The 19,544-nt window shown below is 73.2% G+C and carries 15 protein-coding genes; 8 read left to right on the top strand and 7 right to left on the bottom strand.

The annotated features are described in order from the left end of the window. Positions 1-130: 130 nt before the first annotated feature. Together ACSP97_RS09965 and ACSP97_RS09960 are read right to left on the bottom strand one after the other, a co-directional pair. Positions 131-619 (bottom strand): PaaI family thioesterase, encoded by a 489-nt coding sequence (locus ACSP97_RS09965; protein ID WP_358273355.1) that lies wholly within the window; start codon positions 617-619, stop codon positions 131-133. Positions 620-665: 46 nt separating this feature from the next. Beyond that, entirely contained in the window at positions 666-2,969 is a 2,304-nt protein-coding gene (locus tag ACSP97_RS09960; protein ID WP_358273353.1) for an FdhF/YdeP family oxidoreductase, read from the bottom strand. 193 nt (positions 2,970-3,162) lie between these two features. On the opposite strand from ACSP97_RS09960, the gene polA reads away from it, so the two are divergent. The 3 genes from polA (at position 3,163) to ACSP97_RS09945 (ending at position 8,600) form a co-directional block, all read left to right on the top strand. After that, positions 3,163-5,889, top strand: a complete 2,727-nt coding sequence (gene polA / locus ACSP97_RS09955; protein ID WP_355531244.1) for a DNA polymerase I — start codon at positions 3,163-3,165, stop codon at positions 5,887-5,889. 258 nt (positions 5,890-6,147) lie between these two features. Continuing rightward, positions 6,148-6,546, top strand: coding sequence for a hypothetical protein (locus ACSP97_RS09950; RefSeq protein WP_440557185.1), 399 nt, complete (start codon positions 6,148-6,150; stop codon positions 6,544-6,546). A 293-nt stretch (positions 6,547-6,839) separates the two neighbouring features. Further along, positions 6,840-8,600, top strand: coding sequence for a lytic transglycosylase domain-containing protein (locus ACSP97_RS09945; RefSeq protein ID WP_358273350.1), 1,761 nt, complete (start codon positions 6,840-6,842; stop codon positions 8,598-8,600). Positions 8,601-8,947: 347 nt separating this feature from the next. Here the strand turns inward: ACSP97_RS09945 and hrpB are convergent, their stop codons facing one another. Next, positions 8,948-11,467 (bottom strand): ATP-dependent helicase HrpB, encoded by a 2,520-nt coding sequence (hrpB, locus tag ACSP97_RS09940; protein ID WP_440557183.1) that lies wholly within the window; start codon positions 11,465-11,467, stop codon positions 8,948-8,950. 61 nt (positions 11,468-11,528) lie between these two features. Continuing rightward, positions 11,529-12,374 (bottom strand): class I SAM-dependent methyltransferase, encoded by an 846-nt coding sequence (locus ACSP97_RS09935; protein ID WP_382012812.1) that lies wholly within the window; start codon positions 12,372-12,374, stop codon positions 11,529-11,531. Between the two features lie 363 nt (positions 12,375-12,737). Here ACSP97_RS09935 and rpsA point away from each other — a divergent pair, with 363 nt between their 5' ends. Further along, a complete protein-coding gene (rpsA, locus tag ACSP97_RS09930) occupies positions 12,738-14,228 on the top strand; it encodes a 30S ribosomal protein S1 (protein ID WP_355143690.1) in 1,491 nt (496 codons plus the stop codon). 141 nt (positions 14,229-14,369) lie between these two features. On the opposite strand, the gene ACSP97_RS09925 is transcribed toward rpsA, so the two are convergent. Further along, positions 14,370-15,332 (bottom strand): right-handed parallel beta-helix repeat-containing protein, encoded by a 963-nt coding sequence (locus tag ACSP97_RS09925; RefSeq protein ID WP_440557181.1) that lies wholly within the window; start codon positions 15,330-15,332, stop codon positions 14,370-14,372. A 230-nt stretch (positions 15,333-15,562) separates the two neighbouring features. On the opposite strand from ACSP97_RS09925, the gene ACSP97_RS09920 reads away from it, so the two are divergent. The 3 genes from ACSP97_RS09920 to ACSP97_RS09910 are packed head-to-tail and all read left to right on the top strand — an operon-like array spanning position 15,563 to position 17,607. Further along, positions 15,563-16,501: a proteasome assembly chaperone family protein gene (locus tag ACSP97_RS09920; protein ID WP_070028509.1), complete on the top strand. Its 939-nt coding sequence runs from the start codon at positions 15,563-15,565 to the stop codon at positions 16,499-16,501. Between the two features lie 49 nt (positions 16,502-16,550). Continuing rightward, a complete protein-coding gene (gene coaE / locus ACSP97_RS09915; RefSeq protein WP_440557178.1) occupies positions 16,551-17,177 on the top strand; it encodes a dephospho-CoA kinase in 627 nt (208 codons plus the stop codon). Between the two features lie 49 nt (positions 17,178-17,226). Then, complete coding sequence (locus ACSP97_RS09910; RefSeq protein WP_180331556.1) at positions 17,227-17,607, top strand: tetratricopeptide repeat protein; 381 nt, start codon at positions 17,227-17,229, stop codon at positions 17,605-17,607. A gap of 16 nt (positions 17,608-17,623) precedes the next feature. On the opposite strand, the gene ACSP97_RS09905 is transcribed toward ACSP97_RS09910, so the two are convergent. Then, positions 17,624-17,947 (bottom strand): DUF6343 family protein, encoded by a 324-nt coding sequence (locus ACSP97_RS09905; protein WP_440557177.1) that lies wholly within the window; start codon positions 17,945-17,947, stop codon positions 17,624-17,626. A gap of 185 nt (positions 17,948-18,132) precedes the next feature. Here ACSP97_RS09905 and ACSP97_RS09900 point away from each other — a divergent pair, with 185 nt between their 5' ends. Further along, the gene (locus ACSP97_RS09900) at positions 18,133-18,816 is read left to right on the top strand and encodes a class I SAM-dependent methyltransferase (RefSeq protein WP_440557175.1); all 684 of its coding nucleotides are present in this window, start codon (positions 18,133-18,135) and stop codon (positions 18,814-18,816) included. Between the two features lie 76 nt (positions 18,817-18,892). Here the strand turns inward: ACSP97_RS09900 and ACSP97_RS09895 are convergent, their stop codons facing one another. Further along, positions 18,893-19,510 (bottom strand): RNA-binding S4 domain-containing protein, encoded by a 618-nt coding sequence (locus ACSP97_RS09895; protein WP_440557173.1) that lies wholly within the window; start codon positions 19,508-19,510, stop codon positions 18,893-18,895. Between the last annotated feature and the right edge of the window lie 34 nt (positions 19,511-19,544).

Raw genomic sequence — 19,544 nt, 5'->3', positions numbered from 1 at the left:
GATGTGCCCATCCGGCTCGGACGGTGGAATTCCGTTTTCCCGTCGCGCGGGAAGAAAAGGCGGGCAAAAAACGAGAAAGGCCCGGTCAGCCCCCTGCCGGGGCGCGACCGGGCCTTCGCGCGTCAGGCCGTCAGACGGAGGCGGGCGCCGGTGCGCCGTTCTGCGGCCGGGCGTCCCGCAGCATGCAGGTCAGCCGGGCGCTGCACACCCGCCGGTCCTGCTCGTCGCTGATGACGATCTCGTACGTCGCCGTCGACCGGCCCCGGTGGACGGGCGTGGCCACACCGGTCACCAGGCCCGAGCGGACGCCGCGGTGGTGGGTGCAGTTGAGGTCCACGCCGACCGCGACCTTGGCGCTGCCGCCGTGCAGCATGGCGCCGACCGAGCCCAGGGTCTCCGCGAGCACCGCCGAGGCGCCGCCGTGCAGCAGGCCGTACGGCTGGGTGTTGCCCTCCACCGGCATGGTCCCGACGACCTTGTCCGCGGAGGCCTCCACGATCTGCACGCCCATCCGCGTGCCGAGGTCCCCGGCCGAGAACAGGGCGGGCAGGTCCACGCCGAGCGCCGCGTACTCGTCTATGACCTCCTGCGGGAATCTCACCTGCTGCTGCTCGCCCATGGGCCGGCTCCGTTCGTCGTACACCTGTCTCTGGCTGAGCGAACGCTCAGTCGGTCGCCGATTGTTCCAGACGGCCTTCGACGTGCTCCTCCAGGCGTACGATCACCGACTTGCTGGCCGGGGTGTTGCTGGTGTCCGCGGTCGCGTCCAGCGGCACCAGCACGTTCGTCTCCGGGTAGTACGCCGCCGCGCAGCCCCGGGCCGTCGGGTAGAGCACCACCCGGAACCCGGGCGCCCGCCGCTCCACACCGTCCCGCCACTCGCCGACCAGGTCCACGTACGCGCCCTCGGCGAACCCGAGCGCACGCGCGTCCTCCGGGTGCACCAGCACCACCCGGCGGCCGCCCTTGATGCCCCGGTAGCGGTCGTCCAGGCCGTAGATCGTGGTGTTGTACTGGTCGTGCGAGCGCAGCGTCTGCAACAGCAGCCGCCCGGCGGGCAGTTCGGGGAACTCCACCGGCGCCGCGGTGAAGTTCGCCTTGCCGGTGGCGGTCGGGAAGCGGCGCTCGTCGCGCGGCGCGTGCGGCAGCGCGAAGCCGCCGGGGCGGGCCACCCGCGCGTTGAAGTCGGCGAAGCCGGGGATCACCCGCCCGATCCGGTCGCGGATCGCCGCGTAGTCCTGCTCGAACTCCTCCCACGGCACCACGCTCCGCTCCCCGAGCACCGCGCGCGCCATCCGGCACACGATCGCCGGCTCGGACAGCAGATGGGCGCTCGCGGGCGCCAGCCGGCCACGCGAGGCGTGCACCATGCCCATCGAGTCCTCGACCGTCACGAACTGCTCGCCGCTCGCCTGCACATCGCGCTCGGTGCGGCCCAGGGTGGGCAGGATCAGCGCCCGCGCGCCGGTGACCGTGTGCGAACGGTTCAGCTTGGTCGACACGTGCACGGTCAGCCGGGCCCGCCGCATCGCCGCCTCGGTCACCTCGGTGTCCGGGGAGGCGGAGACGAAGTTGCCGCCCATGGCGAAGAACACCTTCGCCTCGCCGTCGCGCAGCGCGCGGATCGCCCGGACGACGTCGTACCCGTGCTCCCGGGGCGGCGCGAAGCCGAACTCCTTCTCCAGGGCGTCCAGGAAGCCGGGGGCGGGGCGCTCGAAGATGCCCATGGTGCGGTCGCCCTGCACGTTCGAATGGCCGCGCACCGGGCACACGCCCGCCCCCGGCCGGCCGATGTTGCCGCGCAGCAGCAGGAAGTTGACCACCTCGCGGATGGTGGGCACGGAGTGCTTGTGCTGGGTGAGGCCCATGGCCCAGCAGACGATGGTCCGCCGCGAGGCGAGCACCATCTCCAGCGCCTGCTCGATCTCCGCGCGGCTCAGGCCGGTCGCGGTCAGCGTCTTCTCCCAGTCGGCCGACCGGGCGGCCCGCGCGAACTCCTCGAAGCCGTGGGTGTGTTCGCGGACGAACTCCTCGTCGACCGCGCCCTCGGTCTCCAGGATCAGCTTGTTGAGGAGCCGGAAGAGCGCCTGGTCGCCGCCGATGCGGATCTGGAGGAACAGATCGGTGAGCGCGGCGCCCTTGACCAGGCCCTGCGGGGTCTGCGGGTTCTTGAACCGCTCCAGACCCGCCTCGGGCAGCGGGTTGACGCTGACGATCTTCGCGCCGTTCGCCTTGGCCTTCTCCAGCGCGGACAGCATGCGCGGGTGGTTGGTGCCCGGGTTCTGGCCCGCCACGATGATCAGGTCGGCCTTGTACAGGTCCTCCAGCAGGACGCTGCCCTTGCCGATGCCGATGGTCTCCGACAGCGCCGAGCCCGAGGACTCGTGGCACATGTTCGAGCAGTCCGGCAGGTTGTTCGTGCCCAGCTCGCGCGCGAAGAGCTGGTACAGGAACGCCGCCTCGTTGCTGGTGCGGCCCGAGGTGTAGAAGACCGCCTCGTCCGGGGAGCCGAGCGCGGCGATCTCCTCGGCGATGATGCCGAAGGCCCGCTCCCAGGTGACCGGCTCGTAGTGCGCCGCCCCCTCGGGCAGGTACATGGGGTGGGTGAGCCGCCCCTGCTGGCCCAGCCAGTACCCGCTGCGGGTCGCCAGGTCGGCCACGGGGTGCGCGGCGAAGAACTCCGGGGTGACCCGGCGCTTGGTGGCCTCCTCGGCCACCGCCTTCGCGCCGTTCTCGCAGAACTCCGCGGTGTGCCGGTGGTCCGGCTCCGGCCAGGCGCAGCCCGGGCAGTCGAAGCCGTTTTTCTGGTTCACCCGCAGCAGCGTCAGCGCGGTGCGCCGCACACCCATCTGCTGCTGGGCGATGCGCAGGGTGTGTTTGATGGCCGGCAGCCCCGCCGCCGCGTGCTCCGGCTCCGCGACCTGCGGCGCGTCCTGCACCGGATCGCCCTTGGGCGGCTTCGTCGCCATCGCAACGCTCCCCTTCGACTGCGTGTGCCGTGTACGCAGGGATCCTCCCACGAGGGGGTGACGGCGGGTACGGCTGCCTCGGCCCTTTCCCACCCGGCCGTCGCGCCGCGCCGTGGCGCCGGTCACCGCGCGGGGCCCGCCCGGCGAAGGCGGACGGTCCGGACTGTCGGTGGGGCGTGGCAGGATCGGTGGCGTGGCAGAGAAAGCATCGAAGAAGACCGACCAGACCCCCGGCGGTACCCGTCCCCGGCTGATGCTCATGGACGGGCACTCGCTGGCCTACCGCGCGTTCTTCGCGCTGCCCGCGGAGAACTTCACGACCGCGACGGGCCAGCCGACGAACGCGATCTACGGCTTCGCGTCGATGCTGGCCAACACCCTGCGTGACGAGGCGCCCACCCACTTCGCGGTGGCCTTCGACGTCTCCCGCAAGACCTGGCGCTCCGAGCGCTTCACCGAGTACAAGGCGAACCGCTCCAAGAGCCCCGACGAGTTCAAGGGCCAGGTCGAACTGATCGGCGAGCTCCTGGACGCGATGAACGCCCCGCGCTTCGCCGTGGAGGGCTTCGAGGCGGACGACGTCATCGCCACCCTCGCCACCCAGGCCGAGGCCGAGGGCTTCGAGGTGCTGATCGTCACCGGCGACCGCGACTCCTTCCAGCTGGTCAGCGAGCACACCACCGTGCTGTACCCGACCAAGGGCGTCTCGGAGCTGACCCGGTTCACCCCGGAGAAGGTCCAGGAGAAGTACGGCCTGACGCCCGCCCAGTACCCGGACTTCGCCGCCCTGCGCGGCGACCCGTCCGACAACCTCCCCGGCATCCCCGGCGTCGGCGAGAAGACCGCCGCCAAGTGGATCAACCAGTTCGGCTCCTTCGCCGAGCTGGTCGAGCGCGTCGACGAGGTCAAGGGCAAGGCGGGCCAGAACCTCCGCGACCATCTGGAGTCGGTCAAGCTCAACCGCGTCCTGACCGAGCTGGAGCGCCAGGTGGAGCTGCCCAAGGCGGTCACCGACCTGGAGCGGCTGCCGTACGACCGCAAGAGCGTCGCGATGGTCCTGGACACCCTGGAGATCCGCAACCCGTCGCTGCGCGAGCGCCTGTTCGCCGTGGACCCCGGCGCCGCCGAGTCCGAGACCACGCCGGTCACCGCCGAGGGCGTGGAGATCGACGGCACCGTGCTGCGCACCGGCGAGCTGGCCGACTGGCTCGCCGAGCACGGCACGCGGCCCCTGGGCGTCGCCACCGTCGACACCTGGGCGCTGGGCACCGGCTCCGTCGCCGAGGTCGCCCTGGCGGCGGCCGGGGGAGCGGCCGCCTGGTTCGATCCCGCCGAGCTGGACGAGGCCGACGAGAACGCCTTCGCGGCCTGGCTGGCGGACGCGGAGCGCCCCAAGGTGTTCCACGACGCCAAGGGCGCCATGCGGGTCTTCGCCGAGCACGGCTGGCGCGTCGAGGGCGTGCGCATGGACACCGCGCTCGCCGCCTACCTGGTCAAGCCGGGCCGCCGCTCCTTCGACCTGGACGCGCTGTCGCTGGAGTACCTGCACCGCGAGCTGGCGCCGGCCGCCGCGGCCGACGGCCAGCTGGCCTTCGGCACCGACGAGGCCGCCGAGGCCGAGGCCCTGATGATCCAGGCCCGCGCCGTCCTGGACCTGGGCGAGGCCTTCGAAAGCCGCCTGGACGAGGTCGGCGCCGCCGACCTGCTGCGCGACATGGAGCTGCCCACCTCCGCGCTGCTCGCCCGCATGGAGCGGCACGGCATCGCCGCCGACCGCGCCCACCTGGAAGCCATGGAGCAGATGTTCGCGGGCGCGGTGCAGCAGGCCGTGAAGGAGGCGCACGCGGCCGCGGGCCACGAGTTCAACCTGGGCTCGCCCAAGCAGCTCCAAGAGGTCCTCTTCGGCGAGCTGGCCCTGCCCAAGACGAAGAAGACCAAGACCGGCTTCACCACGGACGCCGACGCGCTGGCCTGGCTCGCCACCCAGACCGACAACGAGCTGCCGGTGATCATGCTGCGCCACCGCGAGCAGGCCAAGCTCCGCGTCACCGTCGAGGGCCTGATCAAGACCATCGCGGGCGACGGCCGTATCCACACCACCTTCAACCAGACGGTGGCCGCGACCGGCCGGCTGTCCTCCACGGACCCGAACCTCCAGAACATCCCGGTGCGCACCGACGAGGGCCGGGCCATCCGGCGCGGCTTCGTCGTCGGCGAGGGCTTCGAGTCCCTGATGACCGCCGACTACAGCCAGATCGAGCTGCGGGTGATGGCCCACCTCTCCGAGGACGAGGGCCTGATCAGGGCGTTCACCTCCGGTGAGGACCTGCACACCACCGCCGCCTCCCAGGTCTTCGGCGTCCCGCAGTCCGCCGTGGACGCGGAGATGCGCCGCAAGATCAAGGCGATGTCGTACGGCCTGGCCTACGGCCTGTCCGCCTTCGGCCTCTCCCAGCAGCTGAACATCGAGGCGGCCGAGGCCCGCGCCCTGATGGACGCCTACTTCGAGCGGTTCGGCGGCGTCCGGGACTATCTGCGCCGCGCGGTGGACGAGGCCCGGGCCACGGGCTACACGGCGACCCTCTTCGGCCGCCGCCGCTATCTGCCCGACCTCAACAGCGACAACCGCCAGCGCCGCGAGGCCGCCGAGCGCATGGCCCTCAACGCGCCGATCCAGGGCACGGCCGCCGACATCGTCAAGATCGCCATGCTCAAGGTGGACGACGCGCTGCGGGCCGCGCAGCTGAAGTCCCGGATGCTGCTCCAGGTCCACGACGAAATCGTCCTGGAGATCGCCCCCGGCGAGCGCACCGCCGTCGAGGAGATCGTCCGGCACGAGATGGCCCACGCCGTGGACCTGCGCGCCCCCCTCGACGTCTCGGTCGGCGTGGGCCCCGACTGGGAGTCGGCGGCGCACTAGCCCACCGCGCCCCGGCGCCCCCGGCGCCTTGCGCCGCGGGCCGCAAGCGCGGACCGCGCCCGGTCAGGGGTGCCGTACTCCGGGGGAGTGCGGCGCCCCTCACCGGTGCCGGGGAACGCGGAGGCGCCCGGGCGCCGCAACCCGGGATCCCCCATTTCGCGCCCGCGCCACAAAGACGGCCCAACCCCCGGCGGGACCGTCACTCACGTGGCCCCCGCAAAGACGCCCCCCGGCCCCCGCAGCCGCAACACTGCGGGCATGGGTATACGCATGCTTCACCGCCGGACGCCCGAGGCAGTCACCCGGGTCTGGGCGGACACCGCCTCGGCGCAGGCACTGACCGCCTCGCCGGTCCCGGCCCTCGCGGCCGACGCAAGCACCGCCCGCATCCCGGCCGACCCGGCCAGGACCGTCCGCAGGGCCGCCGAGCACGTCCGGCGCGGACTCACCGACCGGACCAGGGCGGTCCGGGCCGGCCACGCCCCCGACTGGCGCCAGTGGGCCGATCTGGCCCGCGGCTACCTCGCCCTCGCGCTCACCCTGATCCCCCGCACCCGCCCCCGGCCCACCCTCACGGTCTTCGTCGCGTCCCTCGCCGAACGGCCGGCCCCCCGCCGCTGCGATCCCCGTGATCCCGGCCCGAGCGCCGCCGTCTGAACGACCGGCCCCTCCCGCGTCGTTCGCGCGCCGTTGTCACCGCCCTGGCGGACCGCCGGGCACGCCAGGGCAACGACAGTTGGCCAACCGGTGAAAATCGGGCATGAACGGGTGCCCGTACAAAGCAAGTTGTCGTAGGGTCGCCTGCGGCGCCGTGCCTGGCGCACGGTCGCACAGCCATCACCACGTGGAAGGCGGCACAGGGGCAACCGGAACACCGGGTCAACCGTCACACCAGGGCGAGACACACAGACGGAAACGGGCGCACGACGTCCACGGGAGGGGTTCACTCTATGGCGGCGCATTTCGGCAGGCGGCTCCGCAAGGGAGCGGCGACCACGGCCGTGGCCGCGGCAGCGGTCGCGGCACTCTCCGCTTCCCAGGCTCCGGGAGTGACCGGCGACGACCACGGCAGACAGACCGCGGCCGGCGCCTCCGCCCCCGTACCCGACGACGCCGTCGGCGGCGACGCCACGGGGAACTCGCCCTACTACACGGACCTGCCGCCCCTGAACAGCCCCAAGCCCAGCCCCTCGCCGACCACCGGCACCCCGGTCGTGCAGGGTGAGGCCGAGGCCGGCATACCGGCCACGGTGCTCGACGCGTACAAGCGGGCCGAGGCCGAACTGCGCACCGCCAAGCCCGGCTGCAACCTGCCCTGGCAACTCCTCGCCGCCATCGGCAAGGTGGAGTCCGGCCAGGCCCGCGGCGGCCAGGTCGGCGCCGACGGCACCACGCTGACCCCGATCCTCGGCCCGGTGCTCGACGGCAACGGCTTCGCGCTCATCAAGGACACCGACCACGGCGCGTACGACGGCAACAGCCGGTACGACCAGGCCGTCGGGCCCATGCAGTTCATCCCGTCCACCTGGGCCTGGGCCGGCCGCGACGGCAACGGCGACGGCAAGAAGGACCCCAACAACATCTACGACGCCGCCCTCGCCGCCGGCCACTACCTGTGCCGCGGCGACCGGGACCTGTCCCGCGACGCCGACCTGCACGCCGCGATCCTCGGCTACAACAACTCGCAGGACTACCTGAACACCGTTCTGTCGTGGATGGAGTACTACCGCAAGGGCACCTACACCGTGCCCGACGGCACCGGCGGCCTGCCCGCCCACCGCAGCGACGACGGCACCCCGCACAGCCCGTCCCCGAAGCCCTCCGACCCGCACCCGCCGGGGCAGCAGGACCCGAAGGGCCCCACCGCACCGGCGAGTCCGTCGCCCACGGACCCGGGCGACGGCAAGGACGGCGGCCCGAGCCCCAAGCCGCCCACGACGCCCGGCACACCGCCGGCCACGCCGCCCACCGCCACCGACACCGTGGACCACCTCCAGGACACGGGCACCACCCGGCTCACCGCGATGGCCGGGCACGCCTTCACCGGGGCGATCGGCGCCCGCGCCGAGACCAAGGCCGGCGCGCCGGTGGCGAAGGTCCGCATCCGGTTCACCATCACCGGGGACACCGACACCACCTTCACCGGCGGCGAGAACGTGGCCACGGTCGCCACCGACGCCAAGGGCGTGGCCAAGGCCCCGGCGCTGCAAGCGGGCGAGAAGACCGGCGACTTCAAGGTCACCGCCACCGTCGTGGGCCGCTCGCTCAAGGGCGTCGACTACCAGGCGACCGTCACCGAGCGCGCCGCCGACACCCTCACCGCCACCGGCGACACACCGCTCACCTGCACCCCGGGCGGCGAGTTCGCGGACCCGATCCAGGTGAAGGCGACCTACAAGGGCGCCGTCGCGGACAAGGTCGCGGCCACCGCCACCCTGGTCACCTCCGCGACCGACCCCACCGAGAACACCAAGGGTCCCTACTTCAAGGACGCCGACGGCAAGGCCGTCCGCACCCTCACCGGCCTGAAGACCGACGACAAGGGCCTGTTGACGCTGCCGAAGCTGTACGCCGACGACACCACCGGCACCTTCCTGCTGCGCATCACCACCCCCGGCGGCGGCACCCTCACCGTCCAGCTGAAGGTCGCCGCGGACGACACCGCCACGACGAGCCCGTCCCCGTCCCCGAGCCCGTCCGCCTCCTCCTGACGGACCGGGCCCTTCTGGACCGGCACGGCGCCCTCCCCGCTTCCGGCGGGGAGGGCGCCGCCGTTCGTGCGCCCGCCGCTGGTCTCGTCCCGCCCGCCCGCTGTCACGGCACCGGGACCTGACGGTCCGTCAGGAGCCGTTCGCGCGGGAGGCCCCGCATGCGCGCCCCGACCGGTCCCCTCCTCGCGCTCGCCCCCCCGCGCTCGGCGCCCCGGCGCGCCGTCCGGCCCACGCCCCCGGGGCTCCCGGCCTCACCCCGCTCCCGTTCGCGCCGTCCCTCCACCTGGAGGCCCGCGCCCGCCGCCCCGCGAGGCCGGCGCCCACGGGGGCGACCGACCCCGGCCCGGTCAGCGCCCGAGCCGCGCGTTGGTGTGCCGGGTGGGCTCGGCACCCGCCGGATCCTGCGGCCACGGGTGCTTCGGATAGCGACCGCGCAGCTCCGCCCGTACGCCCTGGTAGCCGTCCCGCCAGAACGACGCCAGATCGGCCGTCACCGCGGCCGGCCGGCCCGCGGGGGAGAGCAGGTGCACCAGCAGCGGGACGCCCGCCACCGACGGCGTCCGCGCCAGCCCGAACATCTCCTGGAGCTTCACCGCGAGCACCGGCCGCTCCGGATCCCGGTAGTCGATCCGGATCCTGGACCCGCTCGGCACGGTGATCCGCTCGGGCGCCAGCTCGTCCAGCCGGGCCGCCTCCCCGCTCGCCCAGGGCAGCAGCCGCGTCAGCGCCTGCCCGGCGTCGATCCGCGCCAGGTCCGCCCGGCGCCGGGCCCGGCCCAGCTCCGGCTCCAGCCACTCGGCCCAGCGCGCCCGCAGCGCCTCGTCCGACACGTCCGGCCACGGCTCCCCGAGGCGGGCACGCAGGAACGCCAGCCGCTGCCGCAGCACCTGCGCGTCCGGCGTCCAGAGCAACAGGCCGAGCCCCTCCTGGCGCAGCCCGTCGAGCAGCGCCGCCCGCACCAGCTCCGGCGGCGCGTCCCGCAACGGCCGCACGGCCGACTCCACCGCCCCCAGCCGCTCCACCCGCCGCGCCACGACGTCCCCCTCGGCCCAGCGCACCTCGTCCCGCTCCGCCGGCACCGCCCCGGCCGCGGCCCGCGCCACCTCCTCCGGCACGGCGGCCCCCAGCCGCACCCGGGCATGCCCCTTGCCGCCCGGCCGGTCGGCGACGGCCACCACGATCCACGGCGCACCCCGCAACGCCGAACCCTCCGCCACCTCGGCCCGCGTCCCGGACACCATGAGGTACGAGCCGCCGTCCCACTTCGCGATCCGCTCGGGGAAGGCGAGCGCGGCGACCAGCCCGGCGAGCCGCTCGTCACCGGTGCCCGGCCCGGCGCCGAGGGCACCCTCCGGCCGGCCGGCGGACGGCCCGGGGGACTGGGCCGACACGGCCCGCAGCCGCCGCACCTCCGCGGCCCAGCGCGCCGCGTAGGCGTCACCCCCGCGCCGCGCGCGCCGCAACGCGGCGGCGAGATCGTCGCCGTACTCCCGCGGCACCTCCTCCGACAGCAGCGCGACCACCTCGGCCCCCGCGCCCGAGGTGTCGAGCAGGGCCCGCCCCAGCCGGGGATGGACGCCGAGGCGGGACAGCCGCACCCCCCGGTCGACGGCCCGGCCCGCGGGGTCCACCGCACCCACCGCCGTCAGCGCGGAGCGCGCCGCCGCCATCGCGCCGGGCGGCGGCGGATCCAGCAGCGCGAGCCCCGAGGCGTCCGGATCGCCCCAGCAGGCCGCCTGGAGGGCGAACGCGGTCAGATCGGCCACCTTGATCTCCGGCGCCGGAAACGCCGGCAGACGGCCGTCCTCGGCCTCCGCCCAGCACCGGTACACCGTGCCCGGCGCCTCACGCCCGGCACGGCCCGCCCGCTGCCGTCCGGCCGCCCGCGAGGCCCGTACCGTCGTCAGACCGCCGATCCCGCGCGCATGGTCCACCCGCGGCTCCCGGGCCAGCCCCGAGTCCACCACCACCCGCACCCCGGGCACCGTCAGCGAGGACTCCGCGACCGACGTCGCCAGCACCACCCGGCGCCGCGCGCCCGGCGCCAGCACCGCCTCCTGCACGGCCGCCGGCGCCCGCCCGTGCACCTGGAGGACGTCCACCGCGCCCAGCTCCCCCAGCCGGCCTGCCACCTGCGCGATCTCGCCGACCCCCGGCAGGAAACACAGCACGTCGCCGTCCCGCTCGGCCAGCGCCCGCCGTACCACCGACGCCACGTGCGTCAGCAGCGCGGGATCCACCCGCATCCCGTGCGGCGGCCGTACCGGGCGGGCCGGCGGCGCCCACACCACCTCCACGGGATGGCTCACGCCCGTCGCCTCGACCACCGGCGCCCCGCCCAGCAGCCGCGCCCAGCCCTCGGCGTCCGTGGTCGCCGACGCCGCCACCAGCCGCAGCTCCGGCCGCAGGGTCTGCCGCACGTCCCACAGGAAGGCCGCCGCCGTGTCGGCGTCCAGATGCCGCTCATGGCACTCGTCGAGCACCACGACGTCGGCCCCGGCCAGTTCCTGGTCGCGCTGGAGCCGCTGCACCAGCACGCCGGTGGTCACGACCTCCACCCGGGTGCGGCGGCCCACGGCCCGCTCGCCGCGCACCGTGAAGCCCACGCTCTCGCCGGGCCGCTCGCCCAGCAGCCACGCCATCCGCCGGGCCGCCGCGCGCGCCGCGATCCGCCGCGGCTCGGCCACCACGACCCGCCGCGCGGGACCGTCCCCGACCAGCCCGGCCAGCACCAGCGGCACCAGCGTCGTCTTGCCGGTGCCGGGCGGCGCCACCAGGACGGCGGTGCCGCCGTCCGCGAGCGCGTCGGTCAGGGCGGGCAGGGCGGAGCGCACGGGCAGCGCGTCCAGGGCGTCGTCACGGATCACGCCCCCCAGTGTCGTACGGCGGCCGACGGGTCCCGCACGCCCGGTGGACGGCCCGGTCCGGTCAGTCCCGCTCGCACACGAAGATGGCCGTGCCCGGGATCAGGCCGCCCCGCAGCGGGGACCAGCCGCCCCACTCGGAGCTGTTCCAGGCCGGCCACTCCGGCTCGACCAGGTCCACCAGGCGCAGCCCCGAGGCCACGATGTCCCGCACCCGGTCGCCGAGCGTCCTGTGGTGCTCCACGTAGACCGCCCGGCCCTCCTCGTCCTGCTCCACGTAGGGCGTGCGGTCGAAGTAGGAGGCGGACACCGACAGGCCCTCGGGGCCCGGCTCGTCCGGGAACGCCCAGCGGATCGGGTGGGTCACCGAGAAGACGAACCGCCCGCCCGGCCGCAGCACCCGCCGCACCTCGCGCAGCACCAGGCGCGGATCCGCGACGAACGGCAGCGCGCCGTACGCCGAGCACGCCAGGTCGAAGGAGCCGTCCGCGAAGGGCAGCGCGCCTGCGTCCGCGCACACCAGCGGGAACGATCCGCCGATGCGCAGCGCGTGCTGGAGCTGGCGGTGCGAGAGGTCCAGGGCGACCGGGCGGGCCCCCTGGGCGGCCAGCCAGCGCGCGCACTGGGCCGCGCCGGCGCCGATCTCCAGGACGTCCTTGCCCTTCAGGTCCTCCGGCGGGCCGAGCAGCTCGGCCTCCACCTCGTCCAGTCCCTCCGGGCCCCACACGAACCGGTCGTCGCCGAGGAACGTGCCGTGTTCGACCTGGTACTCGTCCGCGTTGCGGTCCCACCAGCCCCGGTTGGCCCGGCTGCTCTCCGCGATCCCGGCGTCACGGCGGGTGGCTTCGGGCTCGAACCCCTCGGGCTCGGGCCGTTCCGGCTCTTGGATGATCGGCTCCCTCGTCGTAATCTTCCGTCCGACCCGCCGGACGGCGGTATGCCGGAGAAGGGGTCGCACGGCCCTGTCACGCGGTCCTTCGGGACATTCTTGCGCCGGGTATGCGGCCGTCTGTCCCGGGTGTCCGCCTTCGCGCATTGACCCTGTCCGGCTGCCCCCGTATGCTACAAGTTGCGCTGCGGGCCTGCGCACCTCAGACGTAGCAGGCTGCGCTCGCATCTGTATGTATGTCCCCTCGGTTGTCGAGGCGCCACCGGGCACCCGGTGTCCATTTGGGTGGCGCTTCCTTGGCTGTCCGGCTTCTGCAGAGCGAAACGGGCTCCCGGCGTAAGCAGTACCTACGACTTCAATGTCCGTACCGGAGCCCTTTCCCACATGACGAGCAGCACCGAGACCACCGCCACCACCCCGCAGGTAGCGGTCAACGACATCGGTAACGAGGAAGCCTTCCTCGCAGCGATCGACGAGACGATCAAGTACTTCAACGACGGCGACATCGTCGACGGCGTCATCGTGAAGGTCGACCGGGACGAGGTCCTGCTCGACATCGGTTACAAGACCGAAGGTGTCATCCCGAGCCGCGAGCTCTCGATCAAGCACGACGTCGACCCGAACGAGGTCGTCGCCGTCGGCGACGAGATCGAGGCCCTGGTCCTCCAGAAGGAGGACAAGGAAGGCCGCCTGATCCTCTCGAAGAAGCGCGCCCAGTACGAGCGTGCCTGGGGCACCATCGAGAAGATCAAGGAAGAGGACGGCATCGTCACCGGTACCGTCATCGAGGTCGTCAAGGGTGGTCTCATCCTCGACATCGGCCTCCGTGGCTTCCTCCCGGCCTCCCTGGTCGAGATGCGCCGCGTCCGCGACCTCCAGCCGTACGTCGGCAAGGAGCTCGAGGCGAAGATCATCGAGCTGGACAAGAACCGCAACAACGTGGTCCTGTCCCGCCGTGCCTGGCTGGAGCAGACCCAGTCCGAGGTCCGCCAGACGTTCCTCACGACCCTCCAGAAGGGTCAGGTCCGCTCCGGTGTGGTCTCCTCGATCGTCAACTTCGGTGCCTTCGTGGACCTGGGTGGCGTCGACGGTCTGGTCCACGTCTCCGAGCTGTCCTGGAAGCACATCGACCACCCCTCCGAGGTCGTCGAGGTCGGCCAGGAGGTCACCGTCGAGGTCCTCGACGTGGACATGGACCGCGAGCGCGTCTCCCTGTCGCTGAAGGCGACCCAGGAAGACCCGTGGCAGCAGTTCGCCCGCACCCACCAGATCGGCCAGGTCGTGCCCGGCAAGGTCACGAAGCTGGTTCCGTTCGGTGCGTTCGTCCGCGTGGACGAGGGCATCGAGGGTCTGGTCCACATCTCCGAGCTGGCCGAGCGCCACGTGGAGATCCCGGAGCAGGTCGTCCAGGTCAACGACGAGATCTTCGTCAAGGTCATCGACATCGACCTGGAGCGTCGTCGCATCAGCCTCTCGCTGAAGCAGGCCAACGAGTCCTTCGGCGCCGACCCGTCGGCCGTCGAGTTCGACCCGACCCTGTACGGCATGGCCGCGTCCTACGACGACCAGGGCAACTACATCTACCCCGAGGGCTTCGACCCCGAGACCAACGACTGGCTCGAGGGCTACGAGAAGCAGCGCGAGGAGTGGGAGCGCCAGTACGCCGAGGCGCAGTCCCGCTTCGAGCAGCACCAGCAGCAGGTCATCAAGTCCCGCGAGGCCGACGCCGCTGCCGCGGCCGAGGGCGGCGAGGCTGCGGCTCCGGCCGCGACCGGCGGCTCGTACTCCTCCGAGGGCGCGGACCAGTCCGGTGCGCTGGCCTCGGACGAGGCGCTGGCGGCGCTGCGCGAGAAGCTCGCGGGCGGCCAGAGCTGAACGCAGGCCGCTGAGGCTTAGCAGTTAGCTGCTGAGGGGCCCCACCTTTCGAGGTGGGGCCCCTCAGGGTTTTCCGGGACGGTCCGGCCGTGGGGGCGGTGCCGGACCGACGGGTTCGCCGCGTGGTTCTCCGCGCCTCCCTCAGCCGGTCACCGGGATGTTGGTCAGGCCCTCTCCGTCCGTCACCGTGTTCGAGCCGTAGACCGTCGTCTCGCAGCCGGCGCCGTAGTTGGTGACGTCGATGGCCAGCCGGGTGGCCCCCGTGGCACCCGTCAAGGTCGACTTGTTGCCCTTGAAGACCGTGCCGCAGCCCCAGCCGGGCTGCTGGGTGTGGGTCTGGTAGCCGTCGTTGCTGGTGCGGGTGCCGGTGTTGTCCTGGACCAGGACGTCGTCGCCCTTCACGTCGACCCAGGAGTCGTCGTAGTTGGCGCCGGTCAGGCCGCTGCCGTCGAAGGTGTTCCCGATGATCCGGGTGCCGGTCGTGCCCTCCTTGACGTCGACGTTCTCGCCGCCCACGTCCGGGCCGATGGTGTTGTCCAGGATCTGCACCCGGTCGCTCTTGTCGGACAGGGTGCCGGCGGTGCCGACGTACACGCCCTCGCCCTTGCCGTCGCCGTCCCTCCCGGTGTCGTAGATCCGCGAGTTCCTGATCACGCCGTCCGCGCTGGAGTTGCGGAAGTGCACCCCCTCCATCGCCAGTCCGTGCACCGTGACGCCGTCCACGGTCACGCCCGTGGAGGCGTCGATCACGATGCCCTTCTGGCCGCCGGTCACCGTGAGCCCGCCGACCGTCCAGTAGGAGGCGCCGTTCAGATGGAGGCCGTAGCCGCCGCCTGCGGTGAGCACGGCCTTGGCGGAGCCGGTGAGGGTGATGCGGGCGGACGCGGTGGCCGGAGTGGTCGCGTTGAAGTTCCCGCTGTAGACGCCGTCGGCGAGATGGATGGTGTCGCCGGGCCGCGCGTTCGCGAGGGCCGTCTTCAGCTGGGCCGCGGTCGACACCTCGACGGTGGAGGCGGCGACGGCCGGATTCGGTGCGGCGAGGAGCAGACCGCCGGTGACGGCGGCCGCGCCGAGCAGGACGGTGAGCGGCGTGCGTGGACGCATGGGGGTGCTGCCTTCCTGGCGTACGGGCGCTTGGTCTCATACTTCGGGGCGGCGCGAATCTCATACATGAACCACGGCCGTCATCGTGAACGACGGTTTCCGTGAAGGTACGGACCAGGTGACGGGGCGTCAAGGTGCCCGGAGAGAGACCGCCGATCCACGGCGTGTCGCGGGAATGGTCCCGTCCCGGGGCACGTTGTAGGAGTGGAACAGGAGGAGGAGCGGTCACAGTGCTTGATCCGCAGGGTTTGTACGCATGGGAGCCGAAGGGCCTCGCCGTGGTCGACATGGCGCTCGCCCAGGAATCGGCCGGCCTTGTCATGCTCTACCACTTCGACGGATACATCGACGCGGGCGAGACCGGTGACCAGATCGTCGACCGGCTGCTCGACTCACTGCCCCACCAGGTCGTGGCGCGCTTCGACCACGACCGCCTCGTGGACTACCGGGCCCGACGGCCCCTGCTCACCTTCAAACGCGATCGCTGGACCGACTACGAGACCCCGGCCATAGAGGTCCACATCGTCCAGGACGCCACCGGCGCTCCCTTCCTGCTGCTGTCCGGGCCCGAGCCGGACGTGGAGTGGGAGCGCTTCTCGACGGCCGTACGGCAGATCGCCGACCGGCTCGGCGTCCGCCTGGCGGTGAACTTCAGCGGCCTGCCCATGGGCGTGCCGCACACCCGCCCCGTGGGCCTGACCCCGCACGGCAACCGCGCGGACCTCGTCCCCGGCCACCGCAGCCCCTTCGAGGAGGCCCAGGTGCCCGGCAGCGTGGAGCAGCTGGTGGAGTACCGCCTCATGCAGGCGGGGCACGACGTGCTGGGAGTCGCCGCGCACGTGCCGCACTACGTCGCCCGCTCCCCGTACCCGGACGCCGCCCTGACCGTCCTGGAGGCGATCACCGCGGCCACCGGACTGGTCCTGCCCGGCATCGCGCACTCGCTGCGCACCGAGGCCCGCCGCACCCAGACCGAGATCGACCGGCAGATCCAGGAGGGCGACGAGGAACTGACCTCGCTCGTCCAGGGCCTCGAGCACCAGTACGACGCGGCGGCCGGCGCCGAGACCCGGGGCAACATGCTCGCCGAGCCGGTGGAGATCCCCTCCGCGGACGAGATCGGGCGCGAGTTCGAGCGGTTCCTGGCGGAGCGGGAGGGCGAGGCCTGACCACCGGCCGGCCCTGCCGCCGCCCGTGGCAGGGCCTAAGCTTCCGCTCATGCTGAAAGTTGGCCTGACCGGCGGCATCGGTGCCGGCAAGAGCGAGGTGTCGCGGCTGCTCGTGGAGCACGGCGCCGTGCTGATCGACGCGGACCGCATCGCCCGCGAGGTCGTCGCGCCCGGCACGCCCGGCCTCCGGGCCGTGGTCGACGCCTTCGGTACGGACGTCCTCGCCCCGGACGGCAGCCTGGACCGCCCCCGGCTCGGCTCCATCGTCTTCGCCGACCCGGACCGGCTCGCCGTTCTCAACTCGATCGTGCACCCCCTGGTCGGCGCCCGCTCCCGTGAGCTGGAGGAGGCCGCGGCCCCGGACGCCGTGGTGATCCACGATGTGCCCCTGCTGACCGAGAACGGCCTCTCGCCGCTCTACGACCTGGTGATCGTCGTGGACGCCCGCCCTGAGACCCAGCTCGACCGGCTGACCCGGCTGCGGGGGATGACCGAGGAGGACGCCCGCGCCCGGATGGCCGCGCAGGCCACCCGCGAGCAGCGGCGCGCGATCGCCGACATCGTGATCGACAACGACGTGCCGTTGGACGCGCTGCGCAAGCGCGTCGACGAGGTCTGGGACGACCTGGTGCGCCGCGCCCGTGGCACCTTCGCCGCGGACGGGGCCACGGAATAGCGGTCCGTGCGGGGGCGTTGAACTCCCGGAACAAGGGAAGGACTGTGCCGTGCCCGAGACCAGCGGTTCCCCCGGACCCACTCCGGAGACCCATGTCATCGACTTCCGCGCCGCCGAGCAACTGCTCAACGCGCGGGACCCCCGGGGTGCGGTGAAGCTGCTCGACGGGGTCATCGCCGCGCACCCCGAGAACACCGCGGCCCGCCTGCTGCGCGCGCGTGCCTTCTTCGCCGCCGCGCAACTGCGGCCCGCGGAGCTGGAGTTCACCATCGTGCTGGAACGGGAGCCGGACAACGCGTTCGCGCACTTCGCGCTCGCCCGCACCTATGAACGCCAGGGCCGCCCCGACCAGGCCAAACGCCACTTCCGGCTGGCGGCGGCGCTCGATCCCAACCCGGAGTACCTGAAGGCGGCGCGCTTCGACGGCTGACGGGCCGGCGCTCCCGTCAGAGGTGCCCGTCCCCATGCCGGCGCGGGTGCCGGTGGCGCGTCGGCGGCCGGGGGTACGGATCCCCGCCGCGCGGCGGCTGGTACGGCGGCACATCGCGGCCCGGCTGGTAGTGCGGGCCCTGCCGGATGTGCCGGACGATCACCGCCATGTCGACGACGATCACCAGCAGCAGCACCCCGCAGGCCGCCGCCCAGCCGGGGAGCCCGACCAGCGCGAACAGCGCCGTGCCGAAGACCGCCCAGACCAGTCCCCACGCACTCAGCCACAGCCGCGCCCGCAGTGCACTGCGCGCGGTCGCCGGTTCACTGCCCGTACGCATGGGAACTCACGACTCCTCCCTGCAACGTACTCTTCGGCGACGACGGGCACCAACGGTGTCCGCCGGACGCGGACCGAGGGCGCCGCGGAGTTCCCGCCCAGCGGCACATAGCTCGAACGAGTGAACTACGGTCGAACGGGAACGGGCGGGCGCGAGCGGGCCGTTGTCCGGGCATGACGGTCGACATGCGTGAGGGATACAAGGGCACGGGGAGAGGCGCGATCACCCCGGACGGCTGCGCGGTGGAGGTCTACTCACGGCTGCCCGCGGGGCCGGAGCCGGACATCATCGCCGCGGCGGTACCGGCCGGGGCACACATCCTGGAACTGGGCAGCGGGGTGGGCCGGATGACCCATCCGCTGCTGGAACGGGGGTTCACGGTCACCGCGGTGGACGAGTCCGCGCAGATGCTGGCCCGCGTCCACGGGGCGCGCACGATATGCCGCCCCATCGAGGAACTGGACCTGGGGGCCGAGAAGTTCGACGTGGTGCTGCTCGCGTCGTTCCTGGTCCACGCAGGCGACGAGGCGGTGCGCCGCGGCCTGCTGCGCACCTGCGCCCGCCATGTGGCCGAGGGGGGCAGTGTCCTCATCCAGCGAGAGGGCGAGGACTACCACACCGATGTGCCCAGAGAGCGGGTCGACCCCAGCGGCTTCACGGTCCGGATCGCCTCGGTGCGGCCCGTGGGGGACGGGGTCGACTCCGTCCACGTCGAGTACACGTTCCCGGACGGCACCTGGACCCAGACCTTCCTCGCCCGCCCCCTGTCCAGGGAACAGTTCGAAGCGGCGCTCGCGGAGGCGGGCCTGGAGGTGGACGAGTATCTGACCCCGGACGGGACCTGGGTACGAGCCGTGCCGGTGGCGTAGGCGGGCGGTGACGGCGGCCGGCCCGGAGGAGGGCGGTCCGCCGGGGCACCGGTCGGCGTCGCGGCGGCGCCTCCCGTCACCGTCCCTTGGGCCGCCCGCCGGGACCGGCGAAGCCACCGCCGGGACCGGCGAAGCCACCGCCGGGGCCGGCGGCGGGGCCCGGGGCGGCGAGGCCCCGCAGGCGCTCCATCTCCCGGCGGTCCCGCTTGGTGGGGCGGCCGGCGCCCCGGTCGCGCAGGCCGACGGGGGCGACGGCTTCACGGGGCGGGGGCGGAGGGGAGTTGTCGATGTAGCACTGCACGGCCACGGGCGCGCCGACCCGCTTGCGGATGAGGCGCTTGACGATCACCACCCGCTCCCGGCCCTCGTGCCGCAGCCGCACCTCGTCGCCCACCCGGACGGAGTACGCCGGCTTCACCCGCTCACCGTTCACGTGCACATGGCCACCACGGCAGGCGGCGGCGCCCAGGGAACGCGTCTTGATCAGCCGTACGGCCCAGATCCAGCTGTCGATCCGGACCGTCTCGCCGCTGCCCGGCCCCGCGGCCTCGGCGGCGGCCACCGCGGCAGCCACCTTGGGGTCGAGCGGCCGGCCGGCGGAGGCACCGGAGTCCTCCGCGGGCCGGGCGGGGACCGACCCGGCGGGCTCGCCGGTGCCAGGGTTCACGTTCTCGTCCGTGTCCTCGGAAGCCATGTTCCGACCCTAACGCCCCGGGCCGGACGACCCG

It is taken from the genome of Streptomyces sp. SCPE 10 (assembly GCF_051980735.1).
Classification (GTDB): domain Bacteria; phylum Actinomycetota; class Actinomycetes; order Streptomycetales; family Streptomycetaceae; genus Streptomyces; species Streptomyces misionensis.
Note: the sequence above shows the minus strand (reverse complement) of the source record. Positions and strands in the feature narration are given on the sequence as shown.

Coding starts and splice junctions, on each gene's coding strand:
- ACSP97_RS09965 (WP_358273355.1), bottom strand. CDS start 619: ATGGGCGAGCAGCAGCAGGTGAGATTCCCGCAGGAGGTCATAGACGAG.
- ACSP97_RS09960 (WP_358273353.1), bottom strand. CDS start 2,969: ATGGCGACGAAGCCGCCCAAGGGCGATCCGGTGCAGGACGCGCCGCAG.
- ACSP97_RS09950 (WP_440557185.1), top strand. CDS start 6,148: ATGGGTATACGCATGCTTCACCGCCGGACGCCCGAGGCAGTCACCCGG.
- ACSP97_RS09945 (WP_358273350.1), top strand. CDS start 6,840: ATGGCGGCGCATTTCGGCAGGCGGCTCCGCAAGGGAGCGGCGACCACG.
- rpsA (WP_355143690.1), top strand. CDS start 12,738: ATGACGAGCAGCACCGAGACCACCGCCACCACCCCGCAGGTAGCGGTC.
- ACSP97_RS09925 (WP_440557181.1), bottom strand. CDS start 15,332: ATGCGTCCACGCACGCCGCTCACCGTCCTGCTCGGCGCGGCCGCCGTC.
- coaE (WP_440557178.1), top strand. CDS start 16,551: ATGCTGAAAGTTGGCCTGACCGGCGGCATCGGTGCCGGCAAGAGCGAG.
- ACSP97_RS09905 (WP_440557177.1), bottom strand. CDS start 17,947: ATGCGTACGGGCAGTGAACCGGCGACCGCGCGCAGTGCACTGCGGGCG.
- ACSP97_RS09900 (WP_440557175.1), top strand. CDS start 18,133: ATGCGTGAGGGATACAAGGGCACGGGGAGAGGCGCGATCACCCCGGAC.
- ACSP97_RS09895 (WP_440557173.1), bottom strand. CDS start 19,510: ATGGCTTCCGAGGACACGGACGAGAACGTGAACCCTGGCACCGGCGAG.